This window comes from Dickeya sp. ws52 (assembly GCF_007210685.1).
In the GTDB taxonomy this organism is placed as follows: Bacteria; Pseudomonadota; Gammaproteobacteria; order Enterobacterales; family Enterobacteriaceae; genus Dickeya; species Dickeya chrysanthemi.
Window position 1 is genome coordinate 47,694 of sequence record NZ_SZVX01000011.1, and the last position, 15,416, is coordinate 63,109.

The window sequence follows — 15,416 nt, forward strand, 5'->3', positions numbered from 1 at the left end:
ATCTTTCAGTGTATCAGTGAAGGGATGGCCAGGCGGAATACCGTAATAGGAACCTGAAATGTTTCACCCTGATGGTCAATCATCTGGTAGTGGCCTTCCATGGTGCCCATCGGGGTTTCCAGAATAGCACCGCTGGTGTATTGGAATTCGCTGCCCGGTTGAATAACAGGCTGCAGGCCGATTACGCCTTCACCCTGGACTTCGGTTTGCTTGCCGTTACCGTTGGTAATCATCCAGTAACGGCTAAGCAGTTTGACGTCATGACGACCCAGATTGCGGATAGTGATGGTATACGCGAAGACGAAACGACCTTCTTCCGGCTGAGATTGTGCTTCCACATAGAAGCTCTGAACCTGTATACACACTCGGGGCGCATTCATCATGACGACAACTCCAGCTTATTCCTGCGATGTGGGATGCGCGGTCAGCCACTCGGCCAGACGGCAGTATTGCGCAATGGTGACGTTTTCCGCCCGGGCGTTCGGATCAACTTCCAAAGCGGTTAATTGCTCCGGTGTGAACAGGTTACCCAGGCTGTTACGCAATGTTTTGCGTCGCTGATTAAAGGCTTCCGTGGTAATCCGGCTCAAAATACGGGTATCGACGGTCGGATAAGGCGACGTCGTGTGCGGCACCAGTCGCACTACCGCAGAATCCACTTTCGGTGCCGGTTTGAAGGCGGTCGGCGGTACTTCAAGCACCGGAATAACCTGGCAATAGTACTGCGCCATGACAGTCAGACGACCATAAGCCTTGCTGTCCGGCCCTGCCACCAGCCGATTGACCACCTCTTTTTGCAACATGAAGTGCATGTCGCGAATAGCCTGAGTATAGCTGAACAGGTGGAACATCAGCGGTGTCGAAATATTATACGGCAGGTTACCAAAAACCCGCAGCGGTTGTCCCGCTTGTTGTGACAGTGCGGCAAAATCTACGGTCATCGCATCCTGCTGGATGATGGTCAGTTTATCCCTGAGCGTTGGGTGGACTTCCAGTCGGGCGGCCAGATCGCGGTCGAGTTCCACCACGGTAAAGCTGTCGATACGTTCGCCGACCGGGATGGTGAGTGCCCCCAGGCCGGGGCCGATTTCCACTATCGCCTGACCCGGCTGCGGGTGGATGGCGGAAACAATACTGTCGATCACAAACTGATCGTTGAGAAAATTTTGGCCAAAACGCTTACGGGCGAAGTGACCTTGATGGACGCGATTATTCATTACGGTTAGCAATCATATGTAGAGCGAGGTTTAATGCGGTGCGGAAGCTACCCGGATCGGCCTGGCCGCTACCGGCAAGTTCCAGCGCGGTGCCATGGTCGACGGACGTGCGGATAAACGGCAGCCCCAGCGTAATATTGACGGCCCGGCCGAAGCCTTGATATTTCAGCACGGGCAGGCCCTGATCATGATACATCGCCAGTACGGCGTCGGCGTGTTCGAGATACTTGGGTTGGAACAAGGTATCGGCCGGCAACGGGCCGACTAACTGGATGCCGGACTGACGCAGTTCATCCAGCGCCGGAATAATGACATCCAGTTCTTCACGTCCCATGTGGCCGCCTTCGCCGGCGTGCGGGTTCAGCCCACAGACGTAGATGACCGGTTGGGCGAGGCCGAACTTGCGCTGCAAGTCCTGATGCAGAATGGTGATGACTTCGTGCAGGCTATCGCGGGTGACGGCATCCGATACCGCTTTTAGCGGCAGATGGGTCGTCGCCAGCGCGACGCGCAGTTCTTCGGTCGCCAGCATCATCACTACGCGCGCGCACTGGCTGCGCTCGGCGAAAAACTCGGTGTGACCGGAAAACGCAATACCCGATTCATTGATAATGCCCTTGTGCACCGGGCCGGTAATCAACGCGGCGAAGTCGCCATTCAGACAACCGTCGCAAGCACGGGTTAGCGTATCCAGCACATAGCGGCTGTTCGCCACGTTCAGTTGCCCCGGCACCACGGTGGTGTCGGTGGAAACAGGCAGCAGCGTTAACGTTCCTGCGATTTGTGGCTGCGCCGCCTGCTGTGGCTGAAATTCACGCAATGTCAGCGGCAGTTTCAGCGCCAGCGCGCGGCTCAACAGCAGCTCTGCGTCAGCACACACCACCAGCTCCACCGGCCAGTCTTGCTGAGCCAGCTCCACCACTAAATCAGGACCAATCCCGGCGGGTTCGCCGGGGGTGATCACCACTCGCCGCACCTGCATTTCAGTTGGCATCAGTTCTGGCCATTCAGGATTTTCACATAAGCCGCGGCGCGTTTTTCCTGCATCCAGGTTTGCGCTTCCTCGGCGAATTTACGGTTAAACAACATGCGGTAGGCCCGCTCTTTCTGCGCTGAGTCGGTCTTGTCTACCTCACGGGTGTCCAGCAGTTGAATCAGGTGCCAGCCGAAAGAGGAGTGTACCGGCGTGCTGATTTCACCTTTTTTCAGTTGGGTTAACGCGTCGCGGAACGCCGGGTCATACATCTCCGGCGATGCCCAACCCAAGTCGCCGCCCTGATTGGCGGTACCCGGATCCTGTGACAGCTGTTTGGCGGCATTGGCGAAACTGAGTTTGCCGCTCTTGATTTGGCCGGCTACCTCTTCCAGTTTGGCTCTTGCTTGCGCGTCATTCATGACTACCGACGTCGTCAGCAGGATGTGACGGGCATGTACTTCGGTTACGGAAACGGCTTGAGCACCGCCGCGGGTATCGTTCACGCGCAGAATATGGAAGCCGACGCCGGAACGAATCGGCCCGACGATCTGCCCCTTCTGCGGATTGGTCAAACGCTCGGCGAACAGCGTCGGCAATTCCTGCGGACGCCCCCAGCCCATTTGCCCGCCTTTCAACGCTTGCGGATCGGCGGAGTAGGTGATGGCCAGTTTGCCGAAATCAGCGCCTTGAGACGCTTCTTTTACCAGACGATTAGCCAGACTTTCTGCCTTATCAACCTGATCCTGCGTGGGATTTTCCGGCAACGGCAGCAGAATCTGGCTCAGATTGACCTCCGGGCCGTTTGCTCCCTGGCTGGCGAGCTGCTGCGCCAGTGAGTCCACTTCCTGCGGCAGCACGGTAACGCGGCGGCGCACTTCGCTGTTCCGCACGTCGGCAATGATCATGTCTTTACGGATTTGGCCGCGGTAAGTGTCAAAGCTGACGCCTTCAGCCGCCAGACGGCTGCGCAATTGGTCGATGCTCATACGGTTTTGCGCCGCAATGTTGGCAATGGAACGATCCAGTTGTTCATCAGTGACTTGTACGCCCATCTTCTGCGCCATTTGCAGGATAATATTATCCATGATCAAGCGCTCCAGAATCTGATGACGGAGCGTAGCGTCGTCCGGCAACTGCTGGCCGGCTTCTTGCGCGTTCAGTTTGACGGACTGCAGCAGGCTATTGATATCGCTTTCCAGAACCACACTGTTGTCGACGACCGCGGCGATCTTGTTGACCTCCTGCGGGGCCGCAAACGCCATGTTGGCACTCAGTGCCAGTCCCAGAACAAGCGCTCTCCAGTTCTTCATACCTTTCCCGTTAATTTTATCCGCCAGGGCGGGTTAAATGTTTAATCGCTACCGGTCATTAGACGTTTCTTGTCGCCAGAGTTCCCGGCGTTACATCATCAGAACGCACGCTGGTAAGGCAAAATACCGGTTTTCAGCATTTTTTCCGTTCCCAGGCTGTAATTGCTGCTCAGACCGCGGAGTTCAAAGCTAAAGCCGATCTTATTGTCGTAAAGGCTTTTGCTGGTGACATTGTCCCATTTGGTGATTTTGCGCTCATAACCAACATTGACGGCCCAACAGCAGGTATTGTATTGCAAGCCCACTAACTGGTCGGCCGGCTGGTTCGCCTTGGTATCATAGTAGTAGGCGCCGACGATGGCCCAACGATCGGACAACGGCCAACTGGCGGTTGCGCCTACCTGAGAAATGCCTTGCTGGAAACCGGGGTTGGTGACGGTTGGCAGCATTGCCTGAATATATTTCGAGCTGGCGAAACGATAGTTCAACTGGAACATACGTTCGCCGCCGCCGCGGTATTCCAGTACCGCATCGCCGAGCGTGAAGTCTTTCAGGCGTTCATCGTACTGCGCGCCGCCGCGGATGCCCCAATTATCGGCAAACTTCCAGTAACTGTCGCCCGCCCAATTCAGGCTGCCGCGTTCGTCGTTCTGATCGATGCTTGAATTGGAACCTGTGCGCGGGTGTTCAAAGTAATAAATCTGCCCCAGAGAGGCGTTGAATCGTTCTGTTAACGTATCGTCATACAAACGCGTCGTCACACCGCTTGATACCTGATTAGCGGAGGCGATGCGATCCAGACCGCTGAAGGTACGGTCGCGGAATAAACCGGCATAATCGGCCTGCAGCAGCGTAGAGTCATAAGCACGAACCGAAGACTGGTCACGGTACGGTATATACAGGTATTGCATCCGTGGTTCCAGCGTCTGGGTGTAGCCTTTCGCCCAATCCATATCGCGTTCAAACACCATCTTACCGTCAGTTTTAAACTGCGGCATGACACGGTTAACGCTGTCTCTTAATTGCTGTGCTTCCAATTGCTGGGCAGCGGTATTATTCGGATTGGATCTGTAGGTATCCAGGTTTTCCTGCTGATAGTGAGTCGCCATCAGCTTGGCTTCGGTATTCAGACTGGCCCACTGATTGGACATGGGCAACGACAACGTCGGCTCTATGTGGAATCGTGTGGCGTCCGGCAGGCTCGGATTAACGTTGGTAAATTTGGCGGCCTGGCCATAAAGGTATAAATCAAAGGGGCCGATGTCATTCTGGGCGAAATTGATATCCAACTGCGGTATAGCACGGTACACATCGCGATTAGCCAGGTTGCTGAATATTTGATACTGGCGAGTTGATACTGTGGCATCCCAGTTACGGGTGGCGTAACCCAGGCTGAATTTCTGGGTGGCATAGCCGTCAGTGGTGTTTCCGTAGACGGAGTCCAGATCAGTGAAATAGTTTTGATCACTGACCTTGGTATAATCGACATTGATACGCCAGACCTGATCGACGACCCCAGTATGTTGCCAGTGGAACAACCAGCGAGTGTAATCGTCGTCAGGGGCGTAGCCCGATTTTCCAGACAGCACATCGTTTTTATACTGTTTATCGTTTTGCAACCAGTCGAATTCGACCACGCTAAAACCAAAACGAGACAGATTACGGAATTCGTTCTGCCACTGAGTGCCGCGATTGGTTTGTACATGCGGCGTAATGGTGGCGTCGTAGTCAGGCGCGATATTCCAGTAATAAGGCGTAACCAGCTCAAAGCCGTTACTATTGCCGTATTTGGCGTTGGGGATCAGGAAGCCGGAACGGCGCTTATTGCCAATCGGCATTTGCATGTAAGGGCTATAGAACACCGGAACACCGGCGATGCGGAAACGGGCGTTCCAGATTTCCGCCACTTCTTCCTGTCTGTCCTGGATCACTTCCGAACCGACCACGCTCCAGCTATCATCACCGGGCAGACAGGACGTAAATGAACCATGATCCAGAATGGTGTAACGGTTATTTTCGCGCTGTTTCATTTTGTCGGCGTCGCCACGGCCCTGACGCCCAACCATCAGATAGTCGCCGTTTTCGACGTCGGTATCTTTGGTATTGAGGTTGGACCAGGCGCGCGGACCTTTCAGGATGACCTGATTGTCATCGTAGTGCACGTTACCGATGGCCGTTACGGTGCGAATCGGGTCAGCCTGACCGGCCTGTTGCTGTTGATGCAACTGCACCTGATCTGCGGTCAGCACACGGTTACCTTGCTCAATATTGACGTTACCCGTAAAAACGGCGCTATCCGGGTAGTTCGCCTGAGACTGATCGGCTTTGATGTGCACCGGCAACTGACTGGTATCTCCGGTCACCAGCGGGCGATTATATACGGGAACGCCCGACATACACTGAGAGGCGAGATCGGCCAGCGCCTGCTGGCTGTACAGCGCCGACCCAATTAATGAGGCCAGCAGGGTTGGAAAACTTTTTTTCATACGCGGTATCAGGTGTTCCGTCATCAAGGGCATCATGCCGGCAAACGGTCAGAGACTATATCAGTCGCCAGCGTGGTGCCAGCGCAAAATCCCCGCCATTTTCTATGCGTTGCCGTTAGGAGCAAAGATAAATGACGGGTATGATAAAGCAATTTTTGGCCGACGGCATGGGGATTTGAGGAGTATATGCGGTATTGGGGAAAGTTGCTGGGACTCGCGTTGGGGATTGCGTCCAGCGCCGGTGTCGGCGGGTTGATAATCGGGCTCCTGCTGGGTCATTTGCTTGACAGAGTCCGTGCATCCCGTCAGCGCGACTTTTTTTCCGCGCAAGCCACCCGGCAGGCGCTGTTCTGCCTGACGACCTTTCAGGCGATGGGGCACCTGGCGAAATCGAAAGGGCGGGTGACGGAGTCTGATATCCGTATCGCTACCTCCATGATGGACCGGTTGGAACTGCATGGCGAGGCGCGTAATGCCGCACAGCAGGCGTTTCGTGAAGGCAAGGCCAGCCAGTTTCCGGTACGCAATAAATTACGCAAGTTACGTGATGCCTGTATCGGGCGTTTCGATTTAATCCGCATGTTTCTGGAGATCCAGTTACAGGCTGCGTTTGTGGACGGTGCGTTACATCCGAACGAGCGGCGGCTGTTGTATGTTTTCGCTGATGAGCTGGGGGTGACCCGTGAACAGTTCGAACTGTTTATACGCAGCATGGAGCGCAACACTCATCAATCATCAAAACAAAACAGTAATAATGGCTACCAGTCACGGCAGGGGAACACCTACCAGTCGCGACAGGGGAGCAGCCATCAGTCCCGGCAGAATAGCCAGCAATCATCGTGGCAGGGCAATAAATCTTATCAGCGACGTAATCAATCCTATGGCGGGCAGTCCTACGGTCAGCGGCCGCCGATATCGTCGCGTGGGCCGACGCTGGAAAGCGCCTGCCGTACATTAGGGGTTCGTAGCACGGATGACGCCGCGACGGTAAAACGTGCTTATCGTAAGCTGATGAGCGAGCACCATCCGGACAAAATGATGGGTAAGGGCCTGTCGCCGCGCATGATTGAGATGGCCAAGCGCAAAGCGCAGGATATTCAGGCCGCCTATGAGTTTCTGAAGATCAATAAGTTTTCTCGCTGACTTCTCTTGTTTCCCGAACACTTGCTTTCTTCTTCCGATTGCCTGCGCTTTCAACGCAGCCCTTTCTAAAGAATCACCGTTTTCAGAAAGAGGAATACGTGCCTGAAGAAGGGCTTGGAAGTCTGCTTCGCAGCGAATTAGAAATCTGCTTCGCAGCGAAAATGCATCGGTGTGTTAAAGACCGGATGGGTGATCGCCAGTTCCTGTGCATGAAGTAATAAACGGGGAGCCAGCGCTTTAGCTTCTGGGTGGGCGTAAAATCCGTCGCCCAGAATCGGATGGCCGAGCGCCAACATGTGGACGCGCAACTGGTGTGAACGCCCGGTGATCGGCATCAGCTTCACGCGGGTGGTACCGTCGTTGTCTCGTGATAACACGGTATAGTGGGTTTGGGCGGGTTTGCCCTGTTCAAAACAAACTTTTTGTTTTGGGCGGTTCGGCCAGTCGCAAATCAGCGGCAGATCGACCAGCCCGTCATCCTGCGTCAGGTGCCCCCAGACGCGTGCGATATAGGATTTCTTCGGTTCCCGTTCACGAAACTGGCGTTTCAATTCCCGTTCAGCCGCCTTGGTCAGCGCCACCACCATTACGCCGCTGGTGGCCATGTCCAGACGATGGACGGATTCGGCCGCGGGAAAGTCGGCCTGAATGCGGGTCATGATGCTGTCTTTATGTTCTTCGGCACGGCCGGGAACGGAGAGCAATCCGCTGGGTTTGTTCACCACCATGATGTGCTGATCCTGGTACAGGATGTGCAGCCAGGGATCGCGGGGCGGGTTATAGGGTTCCATGAAGGCTCCGGCATCGCGGCAAGGGTAGACCCTGCCGCGAAGTAGGTAGATAACCGATGGGGCTTACTGGTGCGCCACCATCACCAGACGGATGGCATCCAGACGCCAGTTGGCCTGTTGCAGATTCAGCAGTACCTGTTCGCGCTGTTCTTCCAGCGCTTCCAGCTCGTCGTCACGGATGTTCGGGTTGACGGCTTTGAGCGCCTCCAGTCGTTCCTGTTCACGGCGCAACTGCGTTTCGGCATTACGCTGCGCATCGGCGATCAGTTCCTGCGCCTGCGCTTCCACCAGCGGCTGGGCCTTCTGCAACATGTCGTGTACCTCGTCCTGCACCGCGTTCACCAGCTTGCTGGAGGTGTGGCGATTAACTGCGCTCAGTTGACGGTTGAAGCTCTCGAATTCCACCTGTGCCGCCAGATTAGTGCCTTTGCGATCCAGCAGGACGCGAATCGGCGTCGGCGGCAGGAAACGGGTCAATTGCAGTTTCTTCGGCGCCTGCGCTTCCACCACATAGATCAGTTCCGCCAGTAGGGTGCCGACCGGCAATGCCTTGTTTTTCAGCAGCGAGACGGCGCAACTGCCGGTGTCGCCGGACAGGATCAGATCCAGTCCGTTGCGGATCAGCGGATGCTCCCAACTGACGAACTGCGCGTCTTCGCGTGACAATGCCTGATCGCGATCGAACGTAATGGTGCAACCGTCCTGCGGCAGGCCAGGGAAATCCGGCACCAGCATATGATCCGACGGCGTCAGCACGATCAGGTTATCGCTGCGGTCGTCCTGATGAATGCCGATAATGTCGAACAGGTTGAGGGCGAAATTCACCAGATTGACGTCGTTATCCTGTTCGGCGATCGCCCCGGCCAGCGCCTGCGCCCGCTCGCCGCCGTTGGAGTGCATCTCCAGCAGGCGATCGCGACCTTGCTCCAGTTGGGCTTTCAGCGCGTCATGTTGCTGGCGACAGGTATGAATAAACTCATCCAGCCCGGTTTGTTCAGACGGTTTCGCCAGCAAGTTGATCAACTGCTCGTAGTGGTTATCATAAATCGCTCGACCGGTTGGGCAGGTGTGCTCGAACGCATCCAGCCCTTCGTGATACCAGCGCACCAGCAGCGCCTGAGCGGTATTTTCCAGATAAGGCACCAGAATCTGAATATCGTGGCTCTGACCGATACGATCCAGACGGCCGATGCGCTGTTCCAGCAGATCCGGGTTAAACGGCAGATCGAACATGATCAGATGGCTGGCGAACTGGAAGTTGCGCCCTTCGGAACCGATCTCGGAACAGATCAACACCTGTGCGCCTTCCTCTTCCGAGGCGAAGTACGCGGCGGCGCGATCGCGCTCGAGGATCGACAACCCTTCGTGGAACACCGCGGCGCGGATGGCTTCGCGGGTGCGCAGCACCTGTTCCAGTTGCAGTGCGGTGGCGGCTTTGGCGCAGATCACCAGGACTTTTTCGTCGCGGTGGCTGGTCAGAAATTCCAGCATCCATTCGACGCGCGGATCGAAACTCCACCAGGTGGCGTTATCGTCTTCGAACTGCTGATAAATCTGCTCCGGGTAGAGCATGTCGCGTGCGCAATCTTCGGCGGATTTACGGGCATTCATAATGCCGGATACACGGATCGCCGTCTGATACTGCGTGGGTAACGGCAGCTTTACCTGATGCAGTTCGCGTTTCGGGAAGCCTTTTACGCCCTGACGGGTGTTACGGAACAGCACGCGGCTGGTGCCGTGCCGGTCCATCAACATGGTAATCAGTTCCTGACGCGCAACTGCGCTGTCTTCACTGTTGCTGGCGATGGATTTCAGCAGCGGTTCGATATCTTGCTCGCCCAGCATCTCGCCGAGTGCATTACGTTCGCTGTCGCTGATACGGTTGCCGCTGAGCAACAGCGTGACCGCGTCGGCGACTGGGCGGTATTGCTGCTGTTCGGCGATAAACTCGTGGTAGTCATGGAAACGGTTCGGATCGAGCAGACGCAGACGAGCGAAGTGGCTCTCCTGACCTAATTGTTCCGGCGTCGCCGTCAGCAGCAGCACGGCGGGGATGGCGCACGCGAGACGCTCAACCGCCTTATAGCCGGCGCTGGGTGCCGCTTCGCTCCATGCCAGATGGTGCGCTTCGTCCACGACCAGCAGGTCCCAATCGGCGTCCAGCAGTTGTTCGAAGCGTGACGGATTGCGGCGCACAAAATCCAGTGAGCAGATGATCAGTTGCTCGGTTTCAAACGGGTTGTCGCTGTCGAGGCGGGCTTCGGCGTAACGCTCATCGTCGAACAGCGAGAACAGCAGGTTGAAGCGGCGTAACATTTCCACCAGCCACTGATGTTGCAGCGTTTCCGGCACCACGATCAGTACGCGTTCCGCACGACCTGCCAGCAACTGCTGATGGATAATCATGCCGGCTTCGATGGTTTTGCCCAGACCCACTTCGTCCGCCAGCAGTACGCGCGGCGCATGGCGCTGACCTACTTCACGGGCGATGTGCAACTGATGCGGAATCAGGCTGGCGCGCATACCGCGCAATCCCCCCCAGGGTTGCAGCGCCTGCTCGTGCTGGTGGCGATGCGCGCGATAACGCAGCGCGAAGCGATCCATCCGGTCAATCTGGCCGGCGAACAGCCGATCTTGCGGTTTATTGAAGGTCAGTTTGCTGTCGAGGAACACTTCCCGCAGTTCGGCGGGCTCATCGGTGTCCAGGCGCTGACCTATATAAGTGCGCAGACCCTTTTCGTCACGAACGTCTTCCACCCGTAACTGCCAGCCCTCGTGGCTGGTGACGGTATCGCCGGGATTGAACATGACGCGGGTAATGGGCGCGTCACTCCGGGAATAGAGGCGGTTTTCGCCGCTGGCCGGAAACAGCAGAGTCACCATGCGGGCATCCATCGCCACTACCGTACCCAATCCTAAATCGCTTTCTGTGTCGCTGATCCAGCGTTGACCAAGTGTAAAAGGCATAAATTCTAAGCTCGATACTCGTCGTTGTCGGAGAATGTCTGAACAGGAGGCCGCCGACCCCTGCGTCCGGCAATACCTTACCCGCCCTGCGCGACAATGATGATGTCGTGCACAGCCTGTGATGCGGGTATGGGGAGCGCCCCGGATGTAATTGACCGTTGTCTAAATGACAGACGTGGACCCACGTCTGATATTTTTGAAGGGCGCTATGGTACTGGATGGTGACCTGTTCGTCACCTGTCAGGCACCACCGGATTGTCAAAATAGCCCCATCTGTCCGGTAATCAGTGTAGCAAAATCATCGTGAATGAAAGGTAGGATAGCATCGGCCACCGGTTGCAGCTGTTTTTCCAGGTAGTGGCTGTAATCCAGCGGCGAGCGGCGATTTTCCAGCGGTTCCGGCCCGTTCACCGTGATGACGTAGCTTATCCAGCCGCCGCTCTGGTACTGCAACGGCCGGTCATGCCGGCGGTTGTAGTCGTCGGCCATTCTGGCGGCGCGTACCTGCGGCGGCACGTTGCGCTGATAGTCGCTCAGTTTATGGCGCAGACGTTTGCGGTATACCAGCAGGTCGTCGTGCTCGCCGTTCATCGTTTTCGCCACGTACTCCCGTACCCACTCCTGATACGGTTCGTGGTGGAAGATGCGCTGGTAAAGCTGTTGCTGGAATTGCTGCGCCAGCGGCGTCCAGTCGGAACGCACCGTTTCCAGCCCTTTGAACACCATCTGTTCGCCCTGTGCCGTTACTGTCATGCCGGCGTAGCGCTTTTTGCTGCCCAGTTCGGTACCGCGGATGGTGGGCATCAGAAAACGGTGAAAATGGGTTTCGTACTCCATCTCCAGCGCGCTGATCAACCCGTGTTGCTGGTGCAGGTGCTGCTGCCACCAGTCATTGATATAGGCCACCAGCTCATGACCGATGATGTTCGCGTCGTCCTCACTGTGGGCGCGCTTCAGCCAGACGAAGGTAGAGTCGGTATCGCCGTAAATCACCTGATAACCTTTGGCTTCAATCAGGGAACGGGTCTGGCGCATGATCTCATGGCCACGTAGGGTGATGGAGGAGGCGAGGCGTGGATCGAAAAAGCGGCAACCGCTCGACCCCAGCACGCCATAAAACGCATTCATGATGATTTTTAGCGCCTGTGATAACGGCTTGTTGTTTTCCTGTTTGGCGAGGTCGCGTTCATGCCAGATCTCTTCCACGATGGCGGGCAGGCAGTGCTGGCGGCGGGAAAACCAGGCGCCGCGAAAACCCTCTACCGCATGTTGTTCATCGGGTTGCTGCAAGCCGGTGATAAGCCCAACCGGGTCAATCAAAAACGTGCGAATGATAGAGGGGTACAGGCTTTTGTAGTCGAGCACCAGCACTGAATCGTACAGGCCGGGGCGGGAATCCATCACGTAGCCGCCGGGGCTGGCTTCCGGCGGCACCTCGCCGAGGTTGGGCGCCACGAACCCGGCCCGGTGCATCCGCGGCAGGTAGAGGTGGGTAAACGCCGCAACGGAACCACCGCTGCGGTCCGCCGCCAGCCCGGTGACACTGGCGCGTTCCAGCAAAAAATCGATCAAATGGGTTTTCTCGAAGATACGCGTCACCAGTTCGCAGTCTTTCAGGTTGTAGCGCGCCAGTGCAGGTTTGTCCTGCTGAAAACGCTGCTCGATTTCCTCCAGCCGCTGGTAAGGATTATCACTGGCTTTCCCCTCACCCAGCAGCGACTGGGAGACAAATTCCAGGCTAAACGAAGCAAAATTCCAGGTGGCGGACTTCAGCGCTTCGATGCCATCGACGATCAGTCGCCCCGGCGCACCGGCGAAAAAATGCCCCGGCCGGTAACCATGCTCGCGCCATTCCAGTTCCTGGCCGCGGCGTCCGAGCCGCAGCGGGATGCGGTAACGCTCAGCGTGCTGTTGCAGTACCCGTAGATCGAACTGCACCAGATTCCAGCCGATGATTACGTCCGGGTCATAGGTGTGCAGCCATTGATTGAGTTTTTCCAGCAATTGGGGGCGGCCGGCGACATACTCCAGCGTCAGATTACCCGCGCCTTCCGGGGTGCCGTTTTCCGGTCCCAGCATAAACACCTGACGCTGGCCGCAGCCTTCCAGGCCGATACAGTAAAGCTCGCCGTGACGGCTGGTTTCGATATCCAGCGATACGGTTTTCAGCGGTGGGCGATAATCCGGTGCGGGTTTTAGCTTCACGTGATCGATCAGGCCGTCGGCAGTCTCTTCGCCACTGAACCAGACCGGCGCGGTGATAAACCGCTCCATCAGAAATCGCTCCGGCGGGCGGATATCTGCCTCGTACACCGGAATTCCCGCTTCCTGCAGTTTCTTCTCCAGACGCAGCAACTGGCGGTAGTGCAGGCAGTAGAGCCCGAGTTGCGGTTCGTGGTGGAAGTTTTTCAGCGCCAGCGGTCGCAGCTGCCAGTGCTTTTCACCGCTCAATAACCGGCTAATCTGCGCCTGATGGCGCATGGGTACAAACGCCACTGCCTGCTGTGGAGATAACCTGACCCGGCAGGGGCCGGTGTCGGTTGCCAGCCAGCATTCGACCAGCACGCCGGCGGGCGTGTCCTGCCAGTGGCGGGTCAGTACAAATCCCTGACGCGGTGGGGAAAGGGTCATGGCGTGTTATCGGATGAGTAAGTGGAGTAATGCAATAAATTATGGATATATATACAGTTCTTGTCCAGTTTCAGGACTTGTTTCAATAGCGCTGTCTACTTGCCGATATTGGCTCTCTGGTTTAAGTTGTACACTCAATCTTTCTTATCTGGTTATGATTTCGTGGGCTAAATGAATAATCACTGTACTTAAAGGAAATTGGTTAGAAGGATATGAGCATATTGAGCCGGCTGATTTTCATTTTATCTTTCTTTATCTGTGCTTCTAATGCCAATGCATGTATTCCCTCTTATATTGGTTTTGGCGGCAATCAGTTAATTGAACCAATAATAAAAAACGTACCTAAGATATCCCAAAATTATCAAATAAAATATGGTGATGCCGAGGGGCCTGGAAAGCAGGTTATCGGTATATATTTCGACAATACCACCGATATTGAGACGTTAAGGCGCTATGTTAAATCATTAGAGTTTCGTAGCATGATGAATGATGGCTACCGGGAAGTATGGACATCACCCGATAAAAATAAGTTCATCGTGCTTTCCGTTAACCATGAAGATAATGCTACTTATTTTGAGTTATTGTTGTAATGTCCACTGGTTTTTTTCATTTGATAATTAACGATTAGTTAAGGCTAGCGCAAGATATTTTGAGAAAGATATTTTCTGAGCATTGCAATGCTTTTTTTTTCACCATTATTTTGTAGTTCATCAATAACTGTACTTTTATCTACGATCATTCTTTTATCTTTATCCAGCTCAAGCAAGAAGTAGTTTTTTGCTTGTCTATCTCTTAACCCAACAGTATAAACGAAGCCTATATATGTTTTATCGCTAACGTCTATTTTCCCCACTGCATCGAGGCTTAAACAGGTTGAGTTTTCAAAATCACCTTGACCAATAGATGGCACAATATTACTGATTTCTTTTTTGTCTGTTGACCAGCCAATAAAGCATAATGGGTTGTATTTTTTGTAATATCCTTCGGCAGGGATGAGTGTTCCTAGATATTTACCGTTTTCAGTAATGTCAAAAGATTGGCTATTATGTATTTCTATCTGCTCTACTTCCAGTGGCTGAGCTTTTATCGATAATGGTGATAATAGATGACTACCATCAATCGGTGTTAATATAATTGATGCATATGCTTGCAGCGACATCGACAATGTTATTGTTGCCAGTATTTTCTTCATTGTTATTTCTCTTCAATTTTCTTTATATCTTTTTTTAGATCAGCTATGCTCTTTTTCTCTGAGTCATTTTGAAATTTTTCAATGAGTTGACTTTTATCTTCTATCGTTCTTTTCTCTTTGTCTAACTCAATGAGGAAGTAATTTTGAGCATATCTGTCCCTCAACCCTACAGTGTATACAAAGCCAATAAAGGTTCTTCCTTTTCCCTCTATTTTTCCTATTGCATTAAGTTTTGAACAGAGAGAGAGTTCAAAATATCCTTGCCCTATTGATGGGATGATTTTTGATATTGTTTTTTTGTCTGTTGACCAACCAATAAAGCACAGTGGTTTATCATTATTGTAAAACCCTCTGGCAGGTATTATTGTTCCGATGTATTTACCATCATCAATAATATCAAACTGTTGATTGTCTTGAATGCTTATATCAATAATCTCTTTGTCATTTCCTGACTTTATTATTTCACTTGATAAGGTTTCATCATCACTTTTTATCAAGTTGACCGATGCATAGGATGGTATTGATGCTAATAGTGTTATAAGTACTGATGTGTATATTGCTTTTTTCATGTGTGTTTTTTGGTTATTTTAATAATTTGGTGGGTTTTTATAACAATAATATTTTGTTTTTTCAATAAAAAAGTCTCTAAGTTATGATTAAGTATATCTTGATGTGTGTCAAAAAATTTTTATTCTCATAAGAT

At 53.8% G+C, this 15,416-nt stretch carries 12 protein-coding genes; 2 read left to right on the plus strand and 10 right to left on the minus strand.

The window, feature by feature from the left end:
- Positions 1–5: 5 nt before the first annotated feature.
- The 5 genes from apaG to lptD all read right to left on the minus strand — a co-directional run bounded on the left by apaG (position 6) and on the right by lptD (position 6,025).
- Positions 6–383: a Co2+/Mg2+ efflux protein ApaG gene (apaG, locus tag FDP13_RS12160; protein ID WP_012768326.1), complete on the minus strand. Its 378-nt coding sequence runs from the start codon at positions 381–383 to the stop codon at positions 6–8.
- Positions 384–398: 15 nt separating this feature from the next.
- The gene (gene rsmA, locus FDP13_RS12165) at positions 399–1,217 is read right to left on the minus strand and encodes a 16S rRNA (adenine(1518)-N(6)/adenine(1519)-N(6))-dimethyltransferase RsmA (protein ID WP_027710863.1); all 819 of its coding nucleotides are present in this window, start codon (positions 1,215–1,217) and stop codon (positions 399–401) included.
- On the minus strand, positions 1,210–2,211 hold the full coding sequence (gene pdxA, locus FDP13_RS12170) for a 4-hydroxythreonine-4-phosphate dehydrogenase PdxA (protein ID WP_143839538.1): 1,002 nt from the start codon (positions 2,209–2,211) through the stop codon (positions 1,210–1,212). Before pdxA ends, rsmA begins: the two co-directional genes overlap by 8 nt.
- Positions 2,211–3,503, minus strand: coding sequence for a peptidylprolyl isomerase SurA (surA, locus tag FDP13_RS12175; protein WP_033575415.1), 1,293 nt, complete (start codon positions 3,501–3,503; stop codon positions 2,211–2,213). Before surA ends, pdxA begins: the two co-directional genes overlap by 1 nt.
- Before the next feature lie 98 nt (positions 3,504–3,601).
- Complete coding sequence (lptD, locus tag FDP13_RS12180; protein ID WP_143839539.1) at positions 3,602–6,025, minus strand: LPS assembly protein LptD; 2,424 nt, start codon at positions 6,023–6,025, stop codon at positions 3,602–3,604.
- A 150-nt stretch (positions 6,026–6,175) separates the two neighbouring features.
- Here lptD and djlA point away from each other — a divergent pair, with 150 nt between their 5' ends.
- Positions 6,176–7,132 (plus strand): co-chaperone DjlA, encoded by a 957-nt coding sequence (gene djlA / locus FDP13_RS12185; protein ID WP_143839540.1) that lies wholly within the window; start codon positions 6,176–6,178, stop codon positions 7,130–7,132.
- A 137-nt stretch (positions 7,133–7,269) separates the two neighbouring features.
- On the opposite strand, the gene rluA is transcribed toward djlA, so the two are convergent.
- The 3 genes from rluA to FDP13_RS12200 form a co-directional block, all read right to left on the minus strand.
- Complete coding sequence (rluA, locus tag FDP13_RS12190; RefSeq protein ID WP_143839541.1) at positions 7,270–7,923, minus strand: bifunctional tRNA pseudouridine(32) synthase/23S rRNA pseudouridine(746) synthase RluA; 654 nt, start codon at positions 7,921–7,923, stop codon at positions 7,270–7,272.
- Positions 7,924–7,986: 63 nt separating this feature from the next.
- Positions 7,987–10,890: an RNA polymerase-associated protein RapA gene (gene rapA, locus FDP13_RS12195; RefSeq protein ID WP_012768333.1), complete on the minus strand. Its 2,904-nt coding sequence runs from the start codon at positions 10,888–10,890 to the stop codon at positions 7,987–7,989.
- A gap of 258 nt (positions 10,891–11,148) precedes the next feature.
- Entirely contained in the window at positions 11,149–13,521 is a 2,373-nt protein-coding gene (locus tag FDP13_RS12200) for a DNA polymerase II (protein ID WP_143839542.1), read from the minus strand.
- 212 nt (positions 13,522–13,733) lie between these two features.
- Here FDP13_RS12200 and FDP13_RS12205 point away from each other — a divergent pair, with 212 nt between their 5' ends.
- Positions 13,734–14,111 carry a hypothetical protein gene (locus FDP13_RS12205; RefSeq protein WP_231578060.1) on the plus strand — a complete coding sequence of 126 codons (378 nt, stop codon included), beginning with the start codon at positions 13,734–13,736 and terminating at the stop codon, positions 14,109–14,111.
- A gap of 44 nt (positions 14,112–14,155) precedes the next feature.
- Here the strand turns inward: FDP13_RS12205 and FDP13_RS12210 are convergent, their stop codons facing one another.
- Together FDP13_RS12210 and FDP13_RS12215 are read right to left on the minus strand one after the other, a co-directional pair.
- A complete protein-coding gene (locus FDP13_RS12210) occupies positions 14,156–14,713 on the minus strand; it encodes a hypothetical protein (protein ID WP_143839543.1) in 558 nt (185 codons plus the stop codon).
- Positions 14,714–14,715: 2 nt separating this feature from the next.
- A complete protein-coding gene (locus FDP13_RS12215; protein WP_143839544.1) occupies positions 14,716–15,282 on the minus strand; it encodes a hypothetical protein in 567 nt (188 codons plus the stop codon).
- Positions 15,283–15,416: the final 134 nt, after the last annotated feature.

What these genes read in the sequence shown, in the direction of transcription:
- rsmA (WP_027710863.1), bottom strand. Translation starts at nt 1,217, where the DNA reads ATGAATAATCGCGTCCATCAAGGTCACTTCGCCCGTAAGCGTTTTGGC.
- FDP13_RS12210 (WP_143839543.1), bottom strand. Translation starts at nt 14,713, where the DNA reads ATGAAGAAAATACTGGCAACAATAACATTGTCGATGTCGCTGCAAGCA.
- djlA (WP_143839540.1), top strand. Translation starts at nt 6,176, where the DNA reads ATGCGGTATTGGGGAAAGTTGCTGGGACTCGCGTTGGGGATTGCGTCC.
- lptD (WP_143839539.1), bottom strand. Translation starts at nt 6,025, where the DNA reads ATGATGCCCTTGATGACGGAACACCTGATACCGCGTATGAAAAAAAGT.
- surA (WP_033575415.1), bottom strand. Translation starts at nt 3,503, where the DNA reads ATGAAGAACTGGAGAGCGCTTGTTCTGGGACTGGCACTGAGTGCCAAC.
- pdxA (WP_143839538.1), bottom strand. Translation starts at nt 2,211, where the DNA reads ATGCCAACTGAAATGCAGGTGCGGCGAGTGGTGATCACCCCCGGCGAA.
- FDP13_RS12215 (WP_143839544.1), bottom strand. Translation starts at nt 15,282, where the DNA reads ATGAAAAAAGCAATATACACATCAGTACTTATAACACTATTAGCATCA.
- rluA (WP_143839541.1), bottom strand. Translation starts at nt 7,923, where the DNA reads ATGGAACCCTATAACCCGCCCCGCGATCCCTGGCTGCACATCCTGTAC.
- FDP13_RS12200 (WP_143839542.1), bottom strand. Translation starts at nt 13,521, where the DNA reads ATGACCCTTTCCCCACCGCGTCAGGGATTTGTACTGACCCGCCACTGG.
- FDP13_RS12205 (WP_231578060.1), top strand. Translation starts at nt 13,734, where the DNA reads ATGAGCATATTGAGCCGGCTGATTTTCATTTTATCTTTCTTTATCTGT.
- rapA (WP_012768333.1), bottom strand. Translation starts at nt 10,890, where the DNA reads ATGCCTTTTACACTTGGTCAACGCTGGATCAGCGACACAGAAAGCGAT.
- apaG (WP_012768326.1), bottom strand. Translation starts at nt 383, where the DNA reads ATGATGAATGCGCCCCGAGTGTGTATACAGGTTCAGAGCTTCTATGTG.